This is a genomic window from Stenotrophomonas sp. TWI809, assembly GCF_039673205.1.
Taxonomy (GTDB): Bacteria; Pseudomonadota; Gammaproteobacteria; order Xanthomonadales; family Xanthomonadaceae; genus Stenotrophomonas.
Genome location: NZ_JBDJLE010000008.1, coordinates 16933 through 36389, shown reverse-complemented (window position 1 = coordinate 36389; position 19457 = coordinate 16933). Strand labels below are relative to the sequence as shown.

Annotated in this window: 13 protein-coding genes and 1 riboswitch; of the genes, 7 read left to right on the top strand and 6 right to left on the bottom strand. The window is 66.5% G+C overall.

The genetic code is table 11. The features are described 5' to 3' along the window. Positions 1-172: 172 nt before the first annotated feature. Positions 173-2254, top strand: coding sequence for a carbon starvation CstA family protein (locus tag ABE472_RS08330; protein WP_121038787.1), 2082 nt, complete (start codon positions 173-175; stop codon positions 2252-2254). Beyond that, positions 2254-2478 carry a CstA-like transporter-associated (seleno)protein gene (locus ABE472_RS08325; protein ID WP_019183464.1) on the top strand — a complete coding sequence of 75 codons (225 nt, stop codon included), beginning with the start codon at positions 2254-2256 and terminating at the stop codon, positions 2476-2478. Before ABE472_RS08330 ends, ABE472_RS08325 begins: the two co-directional genes overlap by 1 nt. Positions 2479-2595: 117 nt before the next feature. Here the strand turns inward: ABE472_RS08325 and ABE472_RS08320 are convergent, their stop codons facing one another. The 4 genes from ABE472_RS08320 to ABE472_RS08305 form a co-directional block, all read right to left on the bottom strand. Beyond that, positions 2596-3732, bottom strand: a complete 1137-nt coding sequence (locus ABE472_RS08320) for a DUF3103 family protein (protein ID WP_346463039.1) — start codon at positions 3730-3732, stop codon at positions 2596-2598. Between the two features lie 264 nt (positions 3733-3996). Continuing rightward, positions 3997-5247 (bottom strand): DUF819 family protein, encoded by a 1251-nt coding sequence (locus ABE472_RS08315; protein ID WP_346463040.1) that lies wholly within the window; start codon positions 5245-5247, stop codon positions 3997-3999. 114 nt (positions 5248-5361) lie between these two features. Next, positions 5362-6693 (bottom strand): HAMP domain-containing sensor histidine kinase, encoded by a 1332-nt coding sequence (locus ABE472_RS08310; protein ID WP_346463041.1) that lies wholly within the window; start codon positions 6691-6693, stop codon positions 5362-5364. After that, a complete protein-coding gene (locus tag ABE472_RS08305; protein WP_346463042.1) occupies positions 6680-7381 on the bottom strand; it encodes a response regulator transcription factor in 702 nt (233 codons plus the stop codon). The genes ABE472_RS08310 and ABE472_RS08305 overlap by 14 nt, the downstream gene beginning before the upstream one ends. Positions 7382-7511: 130 nt before the next feature. On the opposite strand from ABE472_RS08305, the gene ABE472_RS08300 reads away from it, so the two are divergent. The 4 genes from ABE472_RS08300 (at position 7512) to ABE472_RS08285 (ending at position 14138) form a co-directional block, all read left to right on the top strand. Continuing rightward, positions 7512-9221: a glycosyltransferase family 39 protein gene (locus ABE472_RS08300; protein ID WP_346466011.1), complete on the top strand. Its 1710-nt coding sequence runs from the start codon at positions 7512-7514 to the stop codon at positions 9219-9221. A gap of 101 nt (positions 9222-9322) precedes the next feature. After that, positions 9323-10093, top strand: coding sequence for a phosphatase PAP2 family protein (locus ABE472_RS08295; RefSeq protein ID WP_346466010.1), 771 nt, complete (start codon positions 9323-9325; stop codon positions 10091-10093). Next, positions 10090-11742 carry a phosphoethanolamine--lipid A transferase gene (locus tag ABE472_RS08290; protein ID WP_346466009.1) on the top strand — a complete coding sequence of 551 codons (1653 nt, stop codon included), beginning with the start codon at positions 10090-10092 and terminating at the stop codon, positions 11740-11742. Before ABE472_RS08295 ends, ABE472_RS08290 begins: the two co-directional genes overlap by 4 nt. A 401-nt stretch (positions 11743-12143) precedes the next feature. Beyond that, complete coding sequence (locus tag ABE472_RS08285) at positions 12144-14138, top strand: M2 family metallopeptidase (RefSeq protein WP_346466008.1); 1995 nt, start codon at positions 12144-12146, stop codon at positions 14136-14138. Between the two features lie 141 nt (positions 14139-14279). Here ABE472_RS08285 and ABE472_RS08280 read toward each other — a convergent pair whose 3' ends face one another. Together ABE472_RS08280 and ABE472_RS08275 are read right to left on the bottom strand one after the other, a co-directional pair. Beyond that, entirely contained in the window at positions 14280-14666 is a 387-nt protein-coding gene (locus ABE472_RS08280) for a hypothetical protein (protein ID WP_346463047.1), read from the bottom strand. Between the two features lie 72 nt (positions 14667-14738). Further along, positions 14739-15962: a multidrug effflux MFS transporter gene (locus ABE472_RS08275; protein WP_346466007.1), complete on the bottom strand. Its 1224-nt coding sequence runs from the start codon at positions 15960-15962 to the stop codon at positions 14739-14741. Positions 15963-16242: 280 nt separating this feature from the next. Beyond that, positions 16243-16344: riboswitch (glycine riboswitch) on the top strand. A gap of 88 nt (positions 16345-16432) precedes the next feature. Between ABE472_RS08275 and gcvP the strand changes: the two genes are divergently transcribed. Beyond that, on the top strand, positions 16433-19312 hold the full coding sequence (gene gcvP / locus ABE472_RS08270; RefSeq protein WP_346466006.1) for an aminomethyl-transferring glycine dehydrogenase: 2880 nt from the start codon (positions 16433-16435) through the stop codon (positions 19310-19312). Positions 19313-19457: the final 145 nt, after the last annotated feature.

Below are 19457 nucleotides of genomic sequence, written 5' to 3'. Positions count from 1 at the left end.
CAACCGTCATGCCCGCAACCGATTGTTCCAAGCGTGATGTTCCGGCGACGTGCACAGACACGCGCCACACCCACCCTACGACCAAAGTACTAGCAGCAAGCCCCCGCCATTGCATTGACCCCGTCAGTGCCAAGGCGGACTCTTACGACGATCTCCAGGGAGACGCAATCTCATGAAAGGTTTTTCAAAACTGGGTTGGGCAGTCATCGCACTGCTTGGCGCATTCTGTCTAGGCACCGTCGCGCTGCGCCGCGGTGAGCCCATCAATGCGCTGTGGATCGTCGTCGCTGCGGTCTCCATCTATCTCATCGCGTATCGCTTCTACAGCCTGTTCATCGCCGACAAGGTGATGCAGCTCGATCCGACCCGGGCCACGCCCGCGGTGATCAACAACGATGGCCTGGATTACGTCCCGACCAACAAACACGTGCTGTTCGGCCATCATTTCGCCGCCATCGCCGGTGCAGGGCCGCTGGTCGGCCCGGTGCTGGCCGCGCAGATGGGCTACCTGCCCGGCCTGCTCTGGCTGGTGGTGGGTGTGGTCGTGGCCGGCGCGGTGCAGGATTTCATGATCCTGTTCCTCTCCAGCCGCCGCAACGGCCGCTCGCTGGGTGACCTGGTGCGTGAGGAAATGGGGCCGGTACCCGGCACCATCGCCTTGTTCGGCGCCTTCCTGATCATGATCATCATCCTGGCGGTGCTGGCGATGGTGGTGGTCAAGGCGCTGGCCGAAAGCCCCTGGGGCATGTTCACGGTCATCGCGACCATGCCGATCGCCATCCTGATGGGCGTGTACATGCGCTACATCCGCCCGGGCAAGATCGGCGAGATCTCCGTGGTCGGCCTGATCCTGCTGCTGGCCGCGATCTGGTTCGGTGGCAAGGTCGCCGCCGATCCGGTCTGGGGACCGGCCTTCACCTTCACCGGGATCCAGATCACCTGGATGCTGATCGGCTACGGCTTCGTCGCCTCGGTGCTGCCGGTGTGGCTGCTGCTGGCCCCGCGCGATTACCTGTCCACCTTCCTCAAGATCGGCACCATCGTGGCGCTGGCGATCGGCATCCTGATCGTCATGCCGGAACTGAAGATGCCGGCCCTGACCCAGTTCGCCGCCAGCGGCGACGGCCCGGTCTGGAAAGGCGGGATGTTCCCGTTCCTGTTCATCACCATCGCCTGCGGCGCGGTCTCCGGCTTCCATGCCCTGATCGCCTCGGGCACCACGCCCAAGCTGCTCGCCAATGAGCGCCACATGCGCTACATCGGCTACGGCGGCATGCTGATGGAATCGTTCGTCGCGGTGATGGCGCTGGTGGCCGCCTCGATCATCGACCCGGGCATCTACTTCGCCATGAACGCACCGGCGGCCGTGATCGGTCCGGATGCGGTCTCCGCTGCGGCCTACATCAGCAATACGTGGGGCTTCATCATCACCCCCGAGCAGCTGGAGGCCACGGCCGCGGCGATCGGCGAGCCGACCATCCTGCACCGCGCCGGTGGCGCACCGACGCTGGCGGTGGGTATCGCGCAGATCCTGCACGAGGCGATCCCGAGCGGCAGCAACGCGATGATGGCGTTCTGGTACCACTTCGCGATCCTGTTCGAAGCGCTGTTCATCCTCACCGCGGTCGATGCCGGTACCCGTGCCGGTCGCTTCATGCTGCAGGACCTGCTGGGCAACTTCATCCCCGCCCTGAAGAAGACCGAATCGTGGACCGCCAACATCATCGCCACTGCCGGTTGCGTGGCGCTGTGGGGCTACCTGCTCTACACGGGTGTGGTGGATCCCTTCGGTGGCATCCAGACCCTGTGGCCGCTGTTCGGCATCTCCAACCAGATGCTGGCCGGTATCGCGCTGATGCTCGGCACCGTGGTGCTGTTCAAGATGAAGCGTGACCGCTTCGCCTGGGTGACCGGCGTGCCGGCCGTGTGGCTGCTGATCTGCACCACGTATGCCGGCCTGATCAAGATCTTCGACAGCAACCCGGCACAGGGCTTCCTGGCCCAGGCGCACAAGTACCAGGATGCGATCGCCAGCGGCACGCTGACCGCCCCGGCCAAGACCGTCGGCCAGATGCATCAGATCGTGGTCAACGCCTACGTCAACACCGGCCTGACCGTGCTGTTCCTGTTCGTGGTGTTCTCGATCCTGTTCTACGCGATCAAGACCATCTTCATGGCCCGCCGCACTCCGCAACGGACCGACAAGGAAACCCCGTACGTGGCGCTTGAGCCGCACCAGATGGCGGACCTGTGATGAGCACTGAACTCGTCCCCGCCGGTCAATACCAGGCCCACCGCCGCATCTGGCGGCGCCTGGTGCAGACCGCACGGCTGTGCTGCGGCATTCCTGATTACGACAACTACGTCCGGCATGTGCTGGAGAAGCATCCGGACCGCGTGCCGATGGACTACAAGACATTCTTCCGCGAGCGCCAGGAGGCGCGTTACAGCGGCAAGAACGGGGGACGTTGCTGCTGACCTCCGGCAGCGGATGCACACGAAAACGGCGGCGCGAAAGCGCCGCCGTTTTTTGTCGGGTCGCGTTTGCCACTGCCTGCGACAGGCCCCATCGGGATCCGGCCAGCGCGGCCGGCGCTACTGGAGCGTGAGCGGGCTCAACGTTACCTGTGCATTGTTCGCCGCGCCCATCCGCCCGGTATAGGTCTGACCGCGCTGGAGCAGATAGAAGCTGTCCAGGTAGTCGGTATCGTTGGTGAACCAGCCGCTCGGCATGGCCTTGAGGATCGCGCCGCCGATCTCGGCAATCACCGCATACTCCGGGGCGAAGGCAACCAGCCCCAGCTTCACACCTTCGGTGAGAGCGATCAGCAGGTCTTTGTAATTGGTGTCGCCATCGTCTTCGAACAGTTGCACGTTGGCGGTGTCGAACCGGTAGTTGCCCCAGATCACCAACGGTTGGCCCGGGGTGTAATCGGTCTTGTCATGGTCCAGGTACGGCAGTGACACCGTGGCCATCTCCGGCTCTGCCTTGCCTGTCTGCAGGCCGGACACCACGGCGAACACTTCCGCGCCGCCCAGCGCCCACGGTTCGCCGTCATTGGCCAGGCGGATACGGTCAAGCCGGGTGACATCCAGGGAGGTCGCTCCATCGGCGGCCACCGTGAGGCGATCGGCCGACTGCAATCCCCTCGCCTGCAATCCGGCATTGATCAGGGCCATGCCTTCCTGGACCGCCTGCCCGGTATCGATATCCACGATCAGCACCGGGAAGGTCGGGGCCACCTGCGCATCCAGCAGATGCTGACGCCCGTGCCGGTCGTAGGCCACCAGGGAGGTCCATGTGCGGTCGTCTCCCTTGGGCAGCACCGCTACCCAGAGATCGGCAGGCGCCACCGACGCCAGGGTCTGCCCTGCCGGGACGAAGCTGCGGACCTGCAGCAACCCACGATCTGCGGCCGGCAGGCCCTTGTACTGGCGGACCAGATCATCGCGTTCGGACAGCATCCGCGACGCCAGGCGGTTCCCACCCGGATCGCTCTCGGCCAGGACCGCGGTCAACGGCAGCCCGCGTTCGGGATGTGCCGCCAGCGCATCGACCAGGGCGCCGCCCAGTGCCGGCTGCCCGAGCCACGCCGCCACATCGCGTGCACTCGCATCCATCACCGCGTGCACGTTGCCAGCGTCGCCCGGTGCGGCCTGTACGGGCAGCACAGAAGCAATCATCAGCACGCCGGTGGTGACCACCGACATCCAGGTTCCCTTCGTCTTCATCGTATTTCCTGGTAGGCGCCGACTGCCATCGACAGATGGGTTCCATGCCCTGCGCGCTCGGCGCACAGCACAGTGCATGGCGCCGGACCTTACGCGGCGGTGCCAGGGCGATCCCCTACGCCTTTCACAGTTCGTGTCGCATGCAGCCATTTCTGACACCGGCGCGTGACCGGGGTCCCAGACCCATGCCGTTCAGCGGGTGATCGCCGCCAAAAAAGAGGCGGCCATCAAGGCCGCCCCGGGAGTCGACAACGTGGCGCGCGCTTACGCGCCCGCCATCCATTTCAGGATCAGGCCGGTCACATACGCCAGGCCGGTCCCGGTGGCATAGCCCACGGTGCCCAGCAGCACGCCGACCGGCGCCAGCGACGGATGGAACGCGGCGGCGACCACGGGTGCCGATGCCGCCGCACCGATGTTGCCCTGCGAGCCGATCGCGAAGAAGAACAGCGGCGCGCGCAGCAGTTTGGCGGCGATCCACAGCACCAGGATGTGGGTCAGCATCCAGATCGCGCCGAGCGCGAACAGCCATGGCCGGTCGAGCAGCGAGAGCAGGTCCATCTGCATGCCGATGCAGGCGATCAGGAAGTACAGGAACAGGGTGCCCAGGCGCGAAGCACCGGCCGACTCCAGGCGCCGCGCACGGGTGAAGCTCAGGCCCAGGCCGAGCGCCGTGGACAACAGCACCACCCAGACGAACGCGCTGTCCAGGCTGAACTGGCTGGCCCAGCTCACATTGGCTTTGAACCAGCCGCTCAGCGGCGCGGCGATGGCATGCGCCAGGCCGACGCCGCCCAGCCCCACACCGACGATCACCATCAGGTCGGTCAGGCTCGGAATGCGGGCATTCTGTGCTTCGTATGCCGAGATGCGCTCCTTCATCTCATCAATGGCGCGGGTATCGGCCCCGCTGCGGGCATCGATCTGCTTGGCGCGGTTGGCCAGGAACAGCAGGACCGCCATCCACAGGCTCGCGCAGGCCACATCGACCACGGCGAACTGGCCGAAGGTCGTCGCATCGGTGCCGAACACTTCACGCATCGCCACCATGTTGGCGCCGCCGCCGATCCAGCTGCCGGCCAGGGCCGCCATGCCCTTCCAGGTATCACCGGCCACGGTGGCCGGGTGGATCCAGGACATCGCCTGGAACGACACGATGGCGCCGAGGATGATGCCCAGCGTGCCGGCGCAGAACATCACCAGCAGCTTCGGCCCCAGCTTCATGATGCCCTTGAGATCGATCGAGAGCGTCAGCAGCACCAGCGCGGCAGGCAGCAGCACGTCGCGGGCGATCGGGTTGTAGAGCGAGGTGTTGTGGCCGTCGATGAGGCCGGCGGTGTTGTAGATGGCCGGGATGAAGTAGCACAGCAGCAGGGCCGGTACCCACGCGAAAATCTTCTTGAGGATCGGGGTCGGGCCACTGGCGGCCCAGAAGATCACCGCCAGGGTGGCGGCGATCAGGCCGAGGCCGACGATGTCATTGGTGATCAGGGCAGTACTGGGTTCGGTCGGCATCAAGCCATCCTCTGTCGATCGAAGGGTTAAAAAAAAGCGCCGCATAGAGCGGCGCCTCCGGAGCTTAACATTGTCTTCACGACGCCACACTTTGCGGCGCAGCGAGCAGGACGATTACGACGCTGGCAGCGATGGATGTTCACTGCGCCCGGGCAGCGAGGCCCCCAGATCGAGGATCACACAGGTGCCCCGGGGGACGCAGGGCTCGATCTGCAGGGCCCAGCCCAGATGTTCACAGAGCCGGGCGATCAGCTCCAGGCCGATCCCGCTCTGTTCGTTGCGGTCGCCCCGCGCCATGCGCGCATGCACCGCCGCGATCTCTTCCGGACTCATGCCGAGCCCCGGATCCTGCAGCGTCACCACCGCCTGGTCGGAGACCTGGATGTGGATGGTGCCGCGGCCGCTGTTCTCGATCGCGTTGCGCAGCAGATTGCCGATCGCCGCCTGGACCACGCCCAGTGGCGCGACGATATCCACCCGCGCCAGCCCATCGATCTCGATGCGCAGGTCCTTGTCGCCCATCAGGTGACGATGGTCTTCAATGATGTCCGGTACCAGCAGATCGAGCGGAATGCGCTCGCCCAGGGCAGCCAGCCGCGCCGGGTCGCGCGCCAGCACCAGCAGCAGCTGGATCAACTGCTCCACGCCCTGCGCGGTGCGGTGCACCCGCTGCATCTGCTGGCGGGCGCGGTCGGGAATCTCCGGCTGGCCGAGTGCCAGTTCCGAGGCGCCGGTGATCACCGCGATCGGCGTGCGCAGCTCATGGCTGGCCGTGCTGATGAAGATCCGCTCGCGTTCAACGAACTGTTCGTTGCGCGCCAGGTAGTCGTTGAGCGCGTTGGCGATCACGTACAGCTCGGAGCTGGCCCGTGGGTCCACCTCCACCCGTTGCCCGGGAACACCCGGCCGCAGGTCGTCGATACGCCGGGCCAGCGAGCTCAGTGGCCGTACCAGGCGACCGACGCCGAAGGACGCCATCACCACGGTGACGATGATCATCAGCACGCCGGCCAGCAGCACCCAGCGCGTGGCGAACTGTTCCAGCTCATGGAAGTCATTGATGTCCAGCACCAGCGCCAGCCGCCCCAGCTGCGCGGTTTCGCGGACCATCACCGCGCTGGCGCGCCCGCTGACCTCCACACCGTCGTGCAGCCCCGGATGCAGCGTGCGCAGGCTTTCCGGCACCGTCGGGCTGCCGTTGATGTAGAACAGCCGCAGGGTGTCCGAATCCTGCCAGTGGTAGTGCGGCTCGTGTTCGATGTGGTTGACGATGCTGTCCAGTTCGGAGTTGAGCAGCGCGCGCCATGCCGAGTGCTCGGCGTGTTCGTGCACGTAGTTGCCCACGCTGAATACCGCCAGCGAGATCAGCGCGAGGTAGCCCAGCAGCCACCACACCATGCGCCGGTGCATCGGCGCTGGCTTGGGTGGGCGCTTATGCCACTTCATTGGAACTGTCCGCAGCCGACACGCCGAGGCGGTAGCCGACCCGCGGCAAGGTGTGGATCAACTTCTGCTGGAACGGGCCATCGACGCTGCGGCGCAGTTCGTAGACATGCGAGCGCAGCAGATCGCCATCGGGCAGCTCATCCCCCCAGAGCGCAAATTCAAGCTGCTGGCGCGTGACTGCGCCGGGGCTGGCCCGCATCAGCACTTCCAACAGCTTCCGGCAGGCCGGATACAGGTGCAGCGGCTTGCCGTCGCGCTGCGCTTCCAGCGTCGCCAGATCCAGCTTGAGGTCGGACACCTCCAGCACTTTGCGCGGGTTGCGCCCTTTGGCACGCACCATCAGTGCTTCCAGGCGCACTTCCAGCTCGGGCAGCGCGAATGGCTTGGTCAGGTAATCATCGGCACCCGCACGAAACCCAGCGATCTTGTCCGGCAGCTCATCGCGCGCGGTGAGCATGATCACCGGCACTTCCGAGCCGTGGTCAGCACGCAGCCGGCGCAGCACCTCCGGGCCTTCCATGCGCGGCAGCATCCAATCCAGGATCAGCGCGTCATAGGGCTGCGACACGGCCAGGTGCAGGCCGGTCACGCCGTCGGGCGCGACATCGAGCACATGCCCCCGCGACTCGAAATAATCGAATAGATTGGCAACCAGCTGACGGTTGTCTTCAATGACCAGCAGCCGCATGGGAGACTCTCTTGACCGGTTGAACGCATGGTAGCGGGAACCGTGTCGGAATCCGGTCGCAATGGGGTGGTTACGACGCTTTTCCTACGCTGTCGGGGAGACAGTGGCTGTTTTGCCGGTGAGCCTGGGCGTGACCGAATCCTTCTTCCTGCGGCGCTGGCCGCGTGTGCTGGTCTGCCTTGCCCTGCTGCTGGCGCTGGCCGCCGGCATCGGCCTGCGCCAGCCCTCACCACCGGATGAGCCGCGTTTCGTGCTCGCGGCGCGTGCCATGGTCGAGTCCGGCCAGTGGCTGCTGCCACACCGCGGCAGCGAACTGTATGCGGAAAAACCGCCGGTCTTCATGTGGATGCAGGCGGCCAGCCACCAGCTGTTCGGCGGCTGGGCCCTCGCCTTTCTGGTGCCTTCGCTGCTGGCTGCGCTGCTCACGCTGTGGCTGACCTGGGATCTGGGCCGGCGGCTGTGGACCCGGCGCGTCGGCTGGTGGGCCATGCTCGCGTTGTTCAGCTGCCTGCAGTTCGGCCTGATGGCCAAACGGGCCCAGATCGACATGGTGCTGGTGGCGATGACCACCCTGTCGCTGTGGGGGCTGCTGCGCCACCTGCTGGAGGGCCGCAACCGGCCGGCGTTGTGGTTGGCCGGCTTCGCTGCCGGGCTGGGCACGGTGACCAAGGGCGTCGGCTTCCTGCCGCTGCTGGTGCTGGTGCCGTTTGCCCTGTGGCGCTGGCGCGCCCGTGGCACGGCGTTGCCGCCGGGCACCGCGCGCGATCTGTGGTGGTTGCTGCCGGCCTTCCTGCTGGGCACGGCGGTCTGGTTGGCGCCGCTGGGCATCGCCCTGCTCAACGCGACCGATCCGGCACTGCATGCATATGCGCGCGAACTGCTGTTCAAACAGACCGGCACCCGCTACGCCAACGCCTGGCACCACGTGAAGCCCGTCTGGTACTACCTGCAGGTGATGGCCACCTTGTGGCTGCCGGGCAGCCTGTTGCTGCCGGCGCTGATCCCCGCGTGGTGGCGCCGCCTCACCCGCCTGGACGGGCGCTGGTGGCTGCTGCTGGGTTGGGCGCTGCTGGTACTCGTTTTCTTCAGCGCCAGCCCGGGCAAGCGCGAGGTGTACATCTTCCCGATGCTGCCCGCGCTGTGCCTGGCCGCCGCACCGCTGCTGCCCGGGCTGCTGCGCCGGGCCGGGCTGCGCTGGCTGCTGTGGGCGTATGTCGCCGTGCTGGGCGCGGCGGCGCTGTACATCGGCACACAGCTCTGGATCGGCAGCGCGTGGGCGCACTTCCAGCTGGCCCGACGTGCCATGCCCGATGCCCTGCTGCCCGTGCTGGGCGGCTGGCTGATCGCCTTTGGCGTGGTGCTGCTCGCCTTGGCCCTGTGGTGGCGCCAGCGCCGCGCAGGCGCACTGGTGGTGGCAACCGCTTTCCTGCTGTGGAATCTGTACGGCTGGGTGTTGATGCCAACGCTGGATCCGTACAGCTCCGCCTCGGCTGTGATGCAGCGGGTGGGCGCGCGGATCGGGCCGGAGGCCGAGCTGGGCGTGGTCGCCTGGCGCGAGCAGAACCTGCTGCAGGCCGACCGCCCGGTGACCGATTTCGGCTTCAAGACGCCATGGGAGCAGCAATGGCAGGCCGCCGGCCCGTGGTTGGCGCAGGCCCCAAGGCGCCGCTGGCTGCTGGTGCTTGATGAGGCGATCAGCCCCTGCGTGTCCCCCTCGGCGGTGATCGAGATCGGCAGCGCCAACCGCAACCGCTGGCTACTGTTCCCGGGCACCGCCTGGCAGGCGGACTGCCATGCCGCCGTCACGGCTACCGACACCGCGCAGGACGAGGAAGACTGAACGGAAGGTCGCGCTTAACCGGCGGCCAACATCGCTCCGACCCCTCTCCGACAACCCGCTAACGACCATGGCACCGGAATCCACCCCCGGCCCCTTTGTCCATGTTCCCAGCGTCCACCGTTGCGCTCTCCTCCACGCCGGCTGCGTCGGCCACGCCGCGCTTCCTTCGCGACCACCTATGGGCCCCGCTGGCGCTGACCCTGCTCGCCAGCGCTGCGCTGATGGGCGCCGGGGGCGACCAGTGGCTGGCCGACCAGTGGTATCGCCTGGAAGGGCAGCAGTGGGCGCTGCAGAACGCTTGGGTCACCACTCACCTGATCCATCAGGCTGGCAAATGGGCCAGCAGTGTGGCGGCGCTCGTGGCGATCGTGCTGTGCTCCCACGCCTGGCGCAGTGAGCGCGCCGTCGCGTGGCGCTGGCCGCTGCTGTACCTGGTGCTGGCGGTCGCGCTGGGCACCGGTCTGGTCTCGCTGCTCAAGTCATTGACCAACATGGACTGCCCGTGGGATCTCACCCGCTACGGCGGCACCCGCGAGTTCATCGGCCTGTTCGCCACACGCCCACCGGGCATGCCGCGCGGGGTCTGCTTCCCCGGCGGGCACTCCAGCGCGGGTTTTGCGTGGGTCAGCCTGTACTTCTTCGCCTTGATGGTGCGCCCCGCCTGGCGCTGGCGCGGCCTGGCGGTCGGCCTGCTGGCCGGCGGCGTGTTCGGGGTCTCGCAGCAACTGCGCGGCGCGCATTTCCTGTCGCATGACCTGTGGACGTTGGCCATCTGCTGGGCGGTATCGCTGGGCCTGTACCTGCTGATCGAACGGCTGCGGCTGCGCGAACGCAGCACTGCACCGGTCAGCGCGCAGGGAGAAGCGGCATGAGCACCACCCTTCCGCGCGCCACGCGTTTCCCGGCACTGGCCACCCTGCGTGGCTGGCGCCCGCAGTGCACCACCGAAACCCTGATCCTGCTCACCAGCGTGTTCTTCGCGGTGGCCTGCAATGGCCTGTTCTGGCACAGCGCGATGGCGACCCACCCGGGCAGCATTGGCTTCGCGCTCTCGCTGTTCCTGTTTCTGGTCGGCGCGCACAGTCTTTTGATGGGGATGCTGGTCTGGCGCTGGAATGCCAAGGTTGTGATCAGCGTGCTGCTGATCGGCACCGCACTGGCGGCGCACTACATGAGCAGTTACCACATCTATCTGGATGCGGACATGCTGCGCAATGTGCTGGCCACCGACCACAAGGAAAGCCGGGAACTGATCACGCCCACCCTGATCCTGCCGCTGCTGCTGTTGGCCTTCGCCCCCATGCTGCTGCTGTGGCGCGTGCAGCTGCGCCGGCGCACGCTGGGCGCGGCGCTGCTGTGGCGCATCGGGTTTCTGCTGCTGTCGGCCCTGATCGCCTTCGGCGGGGCGATGCTGTCCTTCCAGGAAATGTCATCGCTGATGCGCAACCAACGCGAAGTGCGCTACCTGGCCACGCCCGGCAACTTCCTGCTCGGCCTGCCCAAGGCACTGCGCGGTGACAATCCCATCCAGCGCGCTCCCAAGCTGCCGATCGGCATGGATGCCAAAGCAACCCCACGTGCGGCAGGCGGCCGCCCCCGCCTGCTGGTGATCGTGATGGGCGAAACCGCACGCGCACAGAACTGGGGCCTCAACGGCTATGCCAGGCAGACCACGCCGGAACTGGCCCAGGCCGGGGTGATCAACTTCCCCGACATGCACTCATGCGGCACCAGCACCGAGGTGTCCCTGCCCTGCCTGTTCTCGCCGTATGGGCGCCATGACTACGACGAAACGAAGATCCGCGCGCACCAGTCGCTGCTGCATGTGCTGGACCACGCAGGCATCAGCACGGTGTGGCGCGACAACCAGTCCGGCTGCAAGGGCGTGTGCGAAGGCCTGGAGATGCAGGCGCTGGATGACGCCAAACACCCGACCCTGTGCGCCAACGGCCGCTGCATGGATGAGATCCTGATCGACGATCTGGCCACCCAGGTTCGCGCGCGGCCGGGTGACCGCGTGGTGGTGCTGCATCAGCTGGGCAACCATGGCCCGAGTTACTTCGAACGGTATCCGGCGCGCTTCCGTCGTTTCACCCCGACCTGCGATACGCCGGACCTGGGCAAGTGCAGCCGCGAGCAGATCACCAACAGTTACGACAACGCACTGCTGTACACCGATCACCTGCTCTCGCGCACGATCGGCACGCTGAAGGGCATGGACGACTACGACACGGCGATGATCTACCTCTCCGATCACGGCGAATCGCTGGGCGAGAAGGGCCTGTATCTGCACGGCGTGCCGTATGCGATCGCCCCGCAGGAACAGACCCGCGTGCCAATGACGATGTGGTTCTCGCCGTCCTTCGCGGCCAACCGCGGGCTCAACCTGGCCTGCGTGCGGGAGCGCGCGGGCAAGTACACCGACCACGACAATCTGTTCCCGTCGGTGCTGGGGCTGATGCAGGTCAAGACCTCGGTGTATGAACGTGACCGGGATCTGTTTGCGTCGTGCGAGGTTTGAAGCGGAACGACCACTGCTGTCAGCTATTCGCTCTTCCGTTTTGGTCGAGGCAGGCAAAGGCAGAGCATTCGCTGAGACAGCCAACGTTCGCTCTGAACGCCGTTGTTGTTCCCATGCGCACCGACCCACTGTCGACGGGGCGGTGCGGGTGGGTTGGCGGGACCGTTATGCGCCATGGATGGCGCATATCGAGCCCCATGGACGGGTTCACGGCGGGTCCCGACAACCCGCCCACACCGACCCTCCCCACGTAACACGGCCGCTAAACCTTCGCCGTTGAAGTTGCCGCTGAAGTTGTCGTTGACACTGACGATCGACCCGCCCCTTGCTGCCCTGCCCCTTGCGGTGCGCCCGGCGCTTCACTAGCCTTCGCCGGTCTGTCACCACCCAAGGATGTGCCCGTGAACCACCGCCCGCTCCTGCTGGCCCTGGCAGTCAGTGCTGCCGCACTGACGCTGGCGGCCTGCCAGAAGGAACCGTCCCCCGCCGATGCACCGGCCACGGGCACCACCCAGTCCAAGGAAACCGCGGACCAGTTCATCGCCCGCGTCAACGCCGAGTACAAAGCCATGTACCCGGAAATGACCTCGGCCCAGTGGCTGTCCTCGACCTACATCAATGACGATTCCGAGCGCGTCGCGGCCAAGGCCAACGAGCGCTGGCTCACCGTCCTCAATGGCTGGATCACCCAGGCCGGCCAGTACGACGGCCAGCCGATGAGCGAAGACACCAAGCGCCAGATCCACCTGCTCAAGTTGATGACCTCCATGCCCGCCCCGCGCGACCCGGCCAAGCTCTCCGAGCTGACCCGCATCGCCAGCCGCATGGAAGGCGCCTACGGCTCCGGCAAATACTGCACCGATGAAGCCAACCCCCAGAGCTGCCGCCAGCTCGGCGATCTGGAACAGGTGCTCGCCCGCAGCCGCGACTATGACAAGCAGCTCGACGCCTGGCAGGGCTGGCACGGCACCACCAAGCCGATGCGCGCCGATTACGAACGCTTCGTCAGCCTGGTCAATGAAGGCGCCAAGGAAATGGGCTTCGCCGATGCCGGCCAGATGTGGCGCAGCGGCTATGACATGCCCGCCGACCAGATCGGCCCGGAAACCGACCGCCTGTGGGACCAGGTCAAGCCGATGTACGAGCAGCTTCACTGCTATGCCCGCACCAAGCTGGACGGCACGTACGGCAAGGACAAGGCCGAGGTCAACGGCGGCCTGATCGCCGCGCACCTGACCGGCAACATGTGGCAGCAGGACTGGTCCAACCTGTGGGACCAGCTGGAACCGTATCCCGGCGCCGGCAACCTGGACATCACCGCCGCACTGGAAAAGCAGTACCAGACCAACCTCAGTGGCGCACTGGCCAAGGCCGGCAGCGGCGCGAACGTGGAAGCGCTGTACAAGGCCCAGCGTGAAGCCGAACTGCGCACCGCCAAGCAGATGACCGAGCGCGCGCAGGACTTCTATGTCTCGCTCGGCATGCCGGCACTGCCGAAGTCGTACTGGGACAAGACCCAGTTCATCAAGCCGCTGGACCGTGACGTGGTCTGCCACGCCAGCGCGTGGGACATGAACATGGAAGGCGACGTGCGCACCAAGATGTGCATCAAGCCCAACGAAGAGAATTTCACCACGATCTACCACGAGCTGGGCCACATCTATTACGACCTGGCCTACAACCCGCTGCCGCCGTTGTTCCAGGGCGGTGCCAACGATGGCTTCCATGAAGCGATCGGCGACACCATCGTGCTGGCGATGACGCCGCAGTACCTCAACTCGATCGGCCTGGTGGACACCCCGCAGGAAAGCCGCGAGGCGACCATCAACGCGCAGATGCGCATGGCCCTGAGCGGCGTGTCGTTCCTGCCGTTCGGCCTGATGATCGACCGCTGGCGCTGGGGGGTGTTCGATGGCTCGATCACCCCGGACCATTACAACCAGGCGTGGTGGGACCTGAAGGCCAAGTACCAGGGCGTGGCGCCGGCCAGCGCACGCGGTGAGGAGTTCTTCGACGCCGGTGCCAAGTACCACGTGCCGGGCAACACCCCGTATACCCGTTACTTCCTGGCGCGCATCCTGCAGTTCCAGTTCTACAAGGGCCTGTGCGATGCCTCCGGCTACAAGGGCCAGCTGCACCAGTGCAGCTTCTACGGCAACAAGGAAGCCGGCCAGAAGTTCTGGGCGATGCTGAGCAAGGGCGCTAGCCAGCCGTGGCAGGCTACGCTGAAGGAAATCACCGGCGGCGACAAGCTCGATGCCGGCCCGATGATCGAGTACTTCACCCCGGTCAACGAGTGGCTCAAGCAGCAGAACCAGGGCCAGATGTGTGGGTGGCAGGTGCCGGCGGCCACCGCTGCGGCCCCGGCCGCACCGACGGCGCCCGGGGCACCGTAACCCATGGGTTGGGCCGGGCCCTGCCCGGCCGCAGCCCGCAACGAAAAAACCGGCCGAAAGGCCGGTTTTTTTGTCCCTGACGCTGTGGCCTGCGTCCGGCCTCGATGGGCCGGGACACCTGCAACCACACGTGGCGTGGCGCTACGACTTGGGTTTCAGGGCGGCCGCCAGCTCGGTCTTGAACTGCTCGAAGTCCATGCCATCGGCCTTGGCCTCGGCGTGCGCGGCATCCTTCAACACGTCCGAGTACACCAGCCGGACTGGCGTGCCCTGCCGCTCGTGCAGTTCGGCGGCCTGCATGATCAAGGCCAGCACGCGTGCCGCGCTGGTGGTCTGGCCGGCGATACGCCCATCCATGCCCAGCACCCACTCGCCATCACGGCGTACCACGCCGGCCAGCAGCGTACGTTGCTGGTCGCGCAGTTCGGCATGCGGCTCGACCGGCGGGGTGGCGGCCTGCTCGCGGTTGGCGGCCAGGGTTTCACGGCGCCGGCGGATGTCGCGGCGCAGTTTGGAGGTGGTCGACATCAGGGACTTCCGGACTGCATGAAAGGGCAAAGGATACCGCACGGGCCCTGGGGGACCCGCCAGCTGCGTGGCCTACTCGATGGGCGTCAGTACTTCGCGGCGGCGCTCGCAATACCGTTCCCAGTACCAGAACGAGCCGCCCAGCGCGAAGAAGCCCATGTAGCCCAACGCCAGATGCACCGGACTGCTGCTGAGCATCGGCGAGACCACGCCGGCCACCACGGTGTTGATCATCAGCTGGATGAACATCTGCATGGACGAGGCCAGGCCGCGCTGATGCGGATACATGTCCAGCACGGCCAGCGCCAGGATCGGGAAGATCAGCGCCATGCCGACACCGCCAAGGAAGATCGGCATCACTGCCCACGGCAGCGCGATCTGCGGCACCGACACCACGTAACCGACGTTCAACAGCGCCGAGACCGCACACAGCCCGAACCCGATCGCGATCTGCCGCTGCGCGGTGAGCCGGCCCGCCATCCGACCGGACAGGAACGAGCCCATGGTCATGCCGCCGATGGTGGGGATGAACAACCACGCAAAGCCGCCCTCGCCCAGTTGCAGATGCTGCATCACGAACACCGGCGCGGACGCGATGTACAGGAAGATGCCGGAGAAGTTGAAGGCGCCGGCCGCGGCCAGACGGAGCAGGCGCGGGTTGGAGCCCATGCGGGCATAGCTGCGCAGCAGCGCGCGCATCGACAGCGGTGTGCGGGCCTCGACCGGATGGGTTTCGGGCAGCCACTTGCCGGTGGCCAGCAGCAACACCACGCCGAACAGCACCAGGAACCAGAAAATCAGCGGCCAGTCGCCGCCGCCGAGCAGGATCCAGCCACCGATGATCGGCGCGATCGCCGGGGCAACGCCGAAGATCATCGAGACCTGGCTCATCAACCGCTGCGCGTCGGCACCGTGGTACAGATCGCGGATCACCGCGCGGCCGACGATCACACCCACACCGGCGGTCACGCCCTGCAGCGCGCGGAACACCAGCAAGGTGGTCATGTCCCGCGACAGCGCACAGCCGATCGAGGCGCCGATGAACAGCACCAGCCCGCCGATGATCACCCGCTTGCGGCCGAACGCATCCGACAGCGGGCCGTGCGCCAGGCTCATCAGGCCGTAGAACAGCAGGTACACGCTGATGGTCTGCTGCACCGCGACCTGGTCCACCTGCATGCGCTCGCCCAGCAACAGGAACGCCGGGAAAATGGTGTCGATCGAGAACGGACCGAACATCGCCAGGCCTGCGAGCAGCAGGGCCAGGCGGCGGGTCGAGGGTGAGGCGGGCGTCATGCGGGCTTCCGTCAGCGGCCATGCGCATTGCACGGCGGGCGCCTGGCCCGGAACGGGCGGCGCCAGATGAATACGAGGATCCAGTGATCATAGGCCTTTGCAGCCCTTGGCACCATGCCCGGGCACGGTTTCCGGCGCACGTGCGCGCCCGTATTCAGGTGCCGGAAAGGCCCAGTGGGCCGAAGCGCTGGGCTATAATCGCCCCGCTACATGGTGGGAGAAGCGGACACCCGCTGCCGAAGGCGCAACGCCCGTAATCGCTCAGGCCCGATACCACCCGTACCAAAACTCTGGAGAGACCGGCGAGTGCCGGCGCCGAAGGGGCACGAAGCACGCCGATGCGCGCTTCCAAACTCTCAGGCAAAAGGACAGAGGGGCACCCAGGAAGACCGCAAGGTCCGGTGGATCGCTGTCGCCCGCGACGCGCCCTGGCCCAGCCGCCTTCCGAACGTGCGTGCCCACTCTCCGAGATGCCAGCCATGTCCCAGAACACCCCCTCCCTGCGCGAGCTTGAACACAGCCACGCGTTCGTCGAACGCCATATCGGCCCCAACGACGCCGAAATCGCGCAGATGCTCGACGTGGTCGGCCACGCCTCGCTGGACGCGCTGACCGATGCGATCGTCCCGGCCGGGATCAAATCGCCGGCACCGCTGGACCTGCCCGAGTCGCTGACCGAAGTGCAGGCACTGGCCAAGATCCGCGCCATCGCCGACAAGAACCAGGTGTTCCGCACCTTCATCGGCCAGGGCTACTACGGCACGCTCACCCCGAACGTGATCCTGCGCAACGTGCTGGAAAACCCGGCGTGGTACACCGCCTACACCCCGTACCAGGCCGAGATCTCGCAGGGCCGCATGGAAGCGCTGATCAACTTCCAGACGCTGTGCGCCGACCTGACCGGCATGGAAATCGCCAACGCCTCGTTGCTGGATGAAGCCACCGCCGCGGCTGAAGCGATGACGCTGGCCAAGCGCTCGGCCAAGTCGAAGTCCGATACGTTCTTCGTGCACGACGCCGTGCACCCGCAGACGCTGGAACTGCTGCGCACCCGCGCCGAGCCGATGGGCATCGTGCTGCGCGTGGGCACCCCGGCCGAGGCGATGGAAGCCGAAGCCTACGGCGTGCTGCTGCAGTACCCGGATACCTTCGGCCATATCGGCGATTACAAGGCGCTGGCCGATGCCGTGCACGCGCGCGGCGGCCTGGTCGCCGTGGCCACCGATCTGCTGGCGCTGACCCTGATCGCCGCCCCCGGCGAATGGGGTGCGGACATCGTGGTCGGCAACTCGCAGCGGTTCGGCGTGCCGTTCGGCTTCGGCGGCCCGCATGCCGCCTTCATGGCCTGCCGCGATGCCTATAAGCGCTCGATGCCGGGCCGCCTGATCGGCGTCTCGGTCGATGCGCAGGGCAACGCTGCCTACCGCTTGACGCTGCAGACCCGCGAGCAGCACATCCGCCGCGAGAAGGCGACCTCCAACATCTGCACCGCACAGGTGCTGCTGGCGGTGATGGCCTCGATGTATGCCGTGTACCACGGCCCGGACGGCCTGACCCGTATCGCCCGCCGCACCCACCGCCTGGCCGCGATCCTGGCCGCGGCACTGCGCGGCGCCGGCGTCAACGTCGGCGAGCACTTCTTCGACACCCTGCACGTCAAGGATGTGGACGCCAAGGCGATCCACGCCAAGGCCGCTGCGGCACGCATCAACCTGCGTGCGATCGACAGCGACGCGGTCGGCATCAGCCTGGATGAAACCGCCACCCGCGCCGACATCGTCGCGCTTGGCCAGCTGTTCGGTGCCACGGTCGATGTCGATGCGCTCGATGCGGCCACCGCCGATGCGTTGCCAGCCGATCTGGTGCGCACCAGCGCCTTCCTGACCCACCCGGTGTTCAACACCCACCACAGCGAACACGAACTGCTGCGTTACCTGCGTTCGCTGGCGGACAAGGATCTGGCGATGGATCGCACCATGATCCCGCTGGGCAGCTGCACCATGAAGCTCAACGCCACCGCCGAGATGATCCCGGTGACCTGGCCGGAGTTCGCCAACATCCACCCGCTGGCCCCGGCCGACCAGGCCACCGGCTACAAGGAACTGATCGACGGTCTGGAAGCGATGCTGGTGGAGTGCACCGGCTATGACGCGGTCAGCCTGCAGCCGAACTCCGGCGCGCAGGGCGAATACGCCGGCCTGCTGGCGATCCGCGCCTACCACCGCTCGCGCGGCGAGGGCCATCGCGACGTCTGCCTGATCCCGGATTCGGCGCACGGCACCAACCCGGCCTCGGCACAGATGTGCGGCATGAAGGTCGTGGTGACCAAGACCGATGCCAACGGCAACGTCGACCTGGACGACATCCGCATCAACGCGGAGAAGTACAGCGATCGTCTGGCCGCGCTGATGATCACCTACCCGTCCACGCATGGCGTGTTCGAGGAAGAGGTGGTGGAGATCTGCGAGATCGTGCACAAGCACGGCGGCCAGGTGTACACCGACGGTGCCAACATGAACGCCCTGGTGGGCGTGGCCAAGCCCGGCAAGTGGGGCTCGGACGTCTCGCACCTGAACCTGCACAAGACCTTCTGCATCCCGCACGGCGGCGGCGGCCCGGGCGTCGGCCCGTGTGCGGTCAAGTCGCACCTCGCCCCGTTCCTGCCGAAGGTGCTCGGTGGCGAAGGCGATGTCGGCATGGTCAGCGCGGCCAGCTTCGGCAGCGCCTCGATCCTGCCGATCAGCTGGATGTACATCACCCTGATGGGCACCGCCGGCCTGCGCAAGGCGACCCAGGTGGCCCTGCTCAACGCCAACTACATCGCCACCCGCCTGGCCCCGCACTTCAAGACCCTGTACACCGGCCGCAACGGGCTGGTGGCGCACGAGTGCATCCTGGACGTGCGTCCGCTGGAGAAGACCTCCGGCATCGGCGCCGAGGACGTGGCCAAGCGCCTGATCGACTTCGGCTTCCACGCCCCGACGTTGAGCTTCCCGGTCGCCGGCACGCTGATGGTGGAGCCGACCGAGAGCGAATCGCTGCACGAACTGGACCGTTTCATCAACGCGATGATCCAGATCCGCGAGGAAATCGCCGCGATCGAAGACGGCCGCCTGGACCGCGAGGACAATCCGCTCAAGCACGCTCCGCACACCGCCACCGCGGTCTCGGCCAGCGAGTGGGCGCACGCCTACCCGCGTGAGCTGGCGGCCTTCCCGCTGGCCAGCCTGCGCCAGCAGAAGTACTGGCCGCCGGTGGCGCGTGTGGACAACGTCTACGGCGACAAGAACGTGATGTGCGCCTGCATCCCGGTCGATGCGTACAAGGAAGACGAGGGCGTGGAGGTATAGGTGTCGACCGTTGGTCGGCACGATGCCTGACAGGCGTACCGACCAACGGTCGGTACCTGCCTTGATCGGCATGTATCTGGAATGAAAACGGCCCGCATCGCGCGGGCCGTTTTTTGTTGCGTGCCCTTGCAGGGTGTGCCGACCA

Excerpts from the sequence above, each read along its gene's own strand:
- ABE472_RS08310 (WP_346463041.1), bottom strand. The coding sequence starts at position 6,693 with ATGAAGTGGCATAAGCGCCCACCCAAGCCAGCGCCGATGCACCGGCGC.
- ABE472_RS08315 (WP_346463040.1), bottom strand. The coding sequence starts at position 5,247 with ATGCCGACCGAACCCAGTACTGCCCTGATCACCAATGACATCGTCGGC.
- ABE472_RS08275 (WP_346466007.1), bottom strand. The coding sequence starts at position 15,962 with ATGACGCCCGCCTCACCCTCGACCCGCCGCCTGGCCCTGCTGCTCGCA.
- ABE472_RS08325 (WP_019183464.1), top strand. The coding sequence starts at position 2,254 with ATGAGCACTGAACTCGTCCCCGCCGGTCAATACCAGGCCCACCGCCGC.
- ABE472_RS08330 (WP_121038787.1), top strand. The coding sequence starts at position 173 with ATGAAAGGTTTTTCAAAACTGGGTTGGGCAGTCATCGCACTGCTTGGC.
- ABE472_RS08290 (WP_346466009.1), top strand. The coding sequence starts at position 10,090 with ATGAGCACCACCCTTCCGCGCGCCACGCGTTTCCCGGCACTGGCCACC.
- ABE472_RS08320 (WP_346463039.1), bottom strand. The coding sequence starts at position 3,732 with ATGAAGACGAAGGGAACCTGGATGTCGGTGGTCACCACCGGCGTGCTG.
- ABE472_RS08305 (WP_346463042.1), bottom strand. The coding sequence starts at position 7,381 with ATGCGGCTGCTGGTCATTGAAGACAACCGTCAGCTGGTTGCCAATCTA.
- ABE472_RS08295 (WP_346466010.1), top strand. The coding sequence starts at position 9,323 with ATGTTCCCAGCGTCCACCGTTGCGCTCTCCTCCACGCCGGCTGCGTCG.
- gcvP (WP_346466006.1), top strand. The coding sequence starts at position 16,433 with ATGCCAGCCATGTCCCAGAACACCCCCTCCCTGCGCGAGCTTGAACAC.
- ABE472_RS08280 (WP_346463047.1), bottom strand. The coding sequence starts at position 14,666 with ATGTCGACCACCTCCAAACTGCGCCGCGACATCCGCCGGCGCCGTGAA.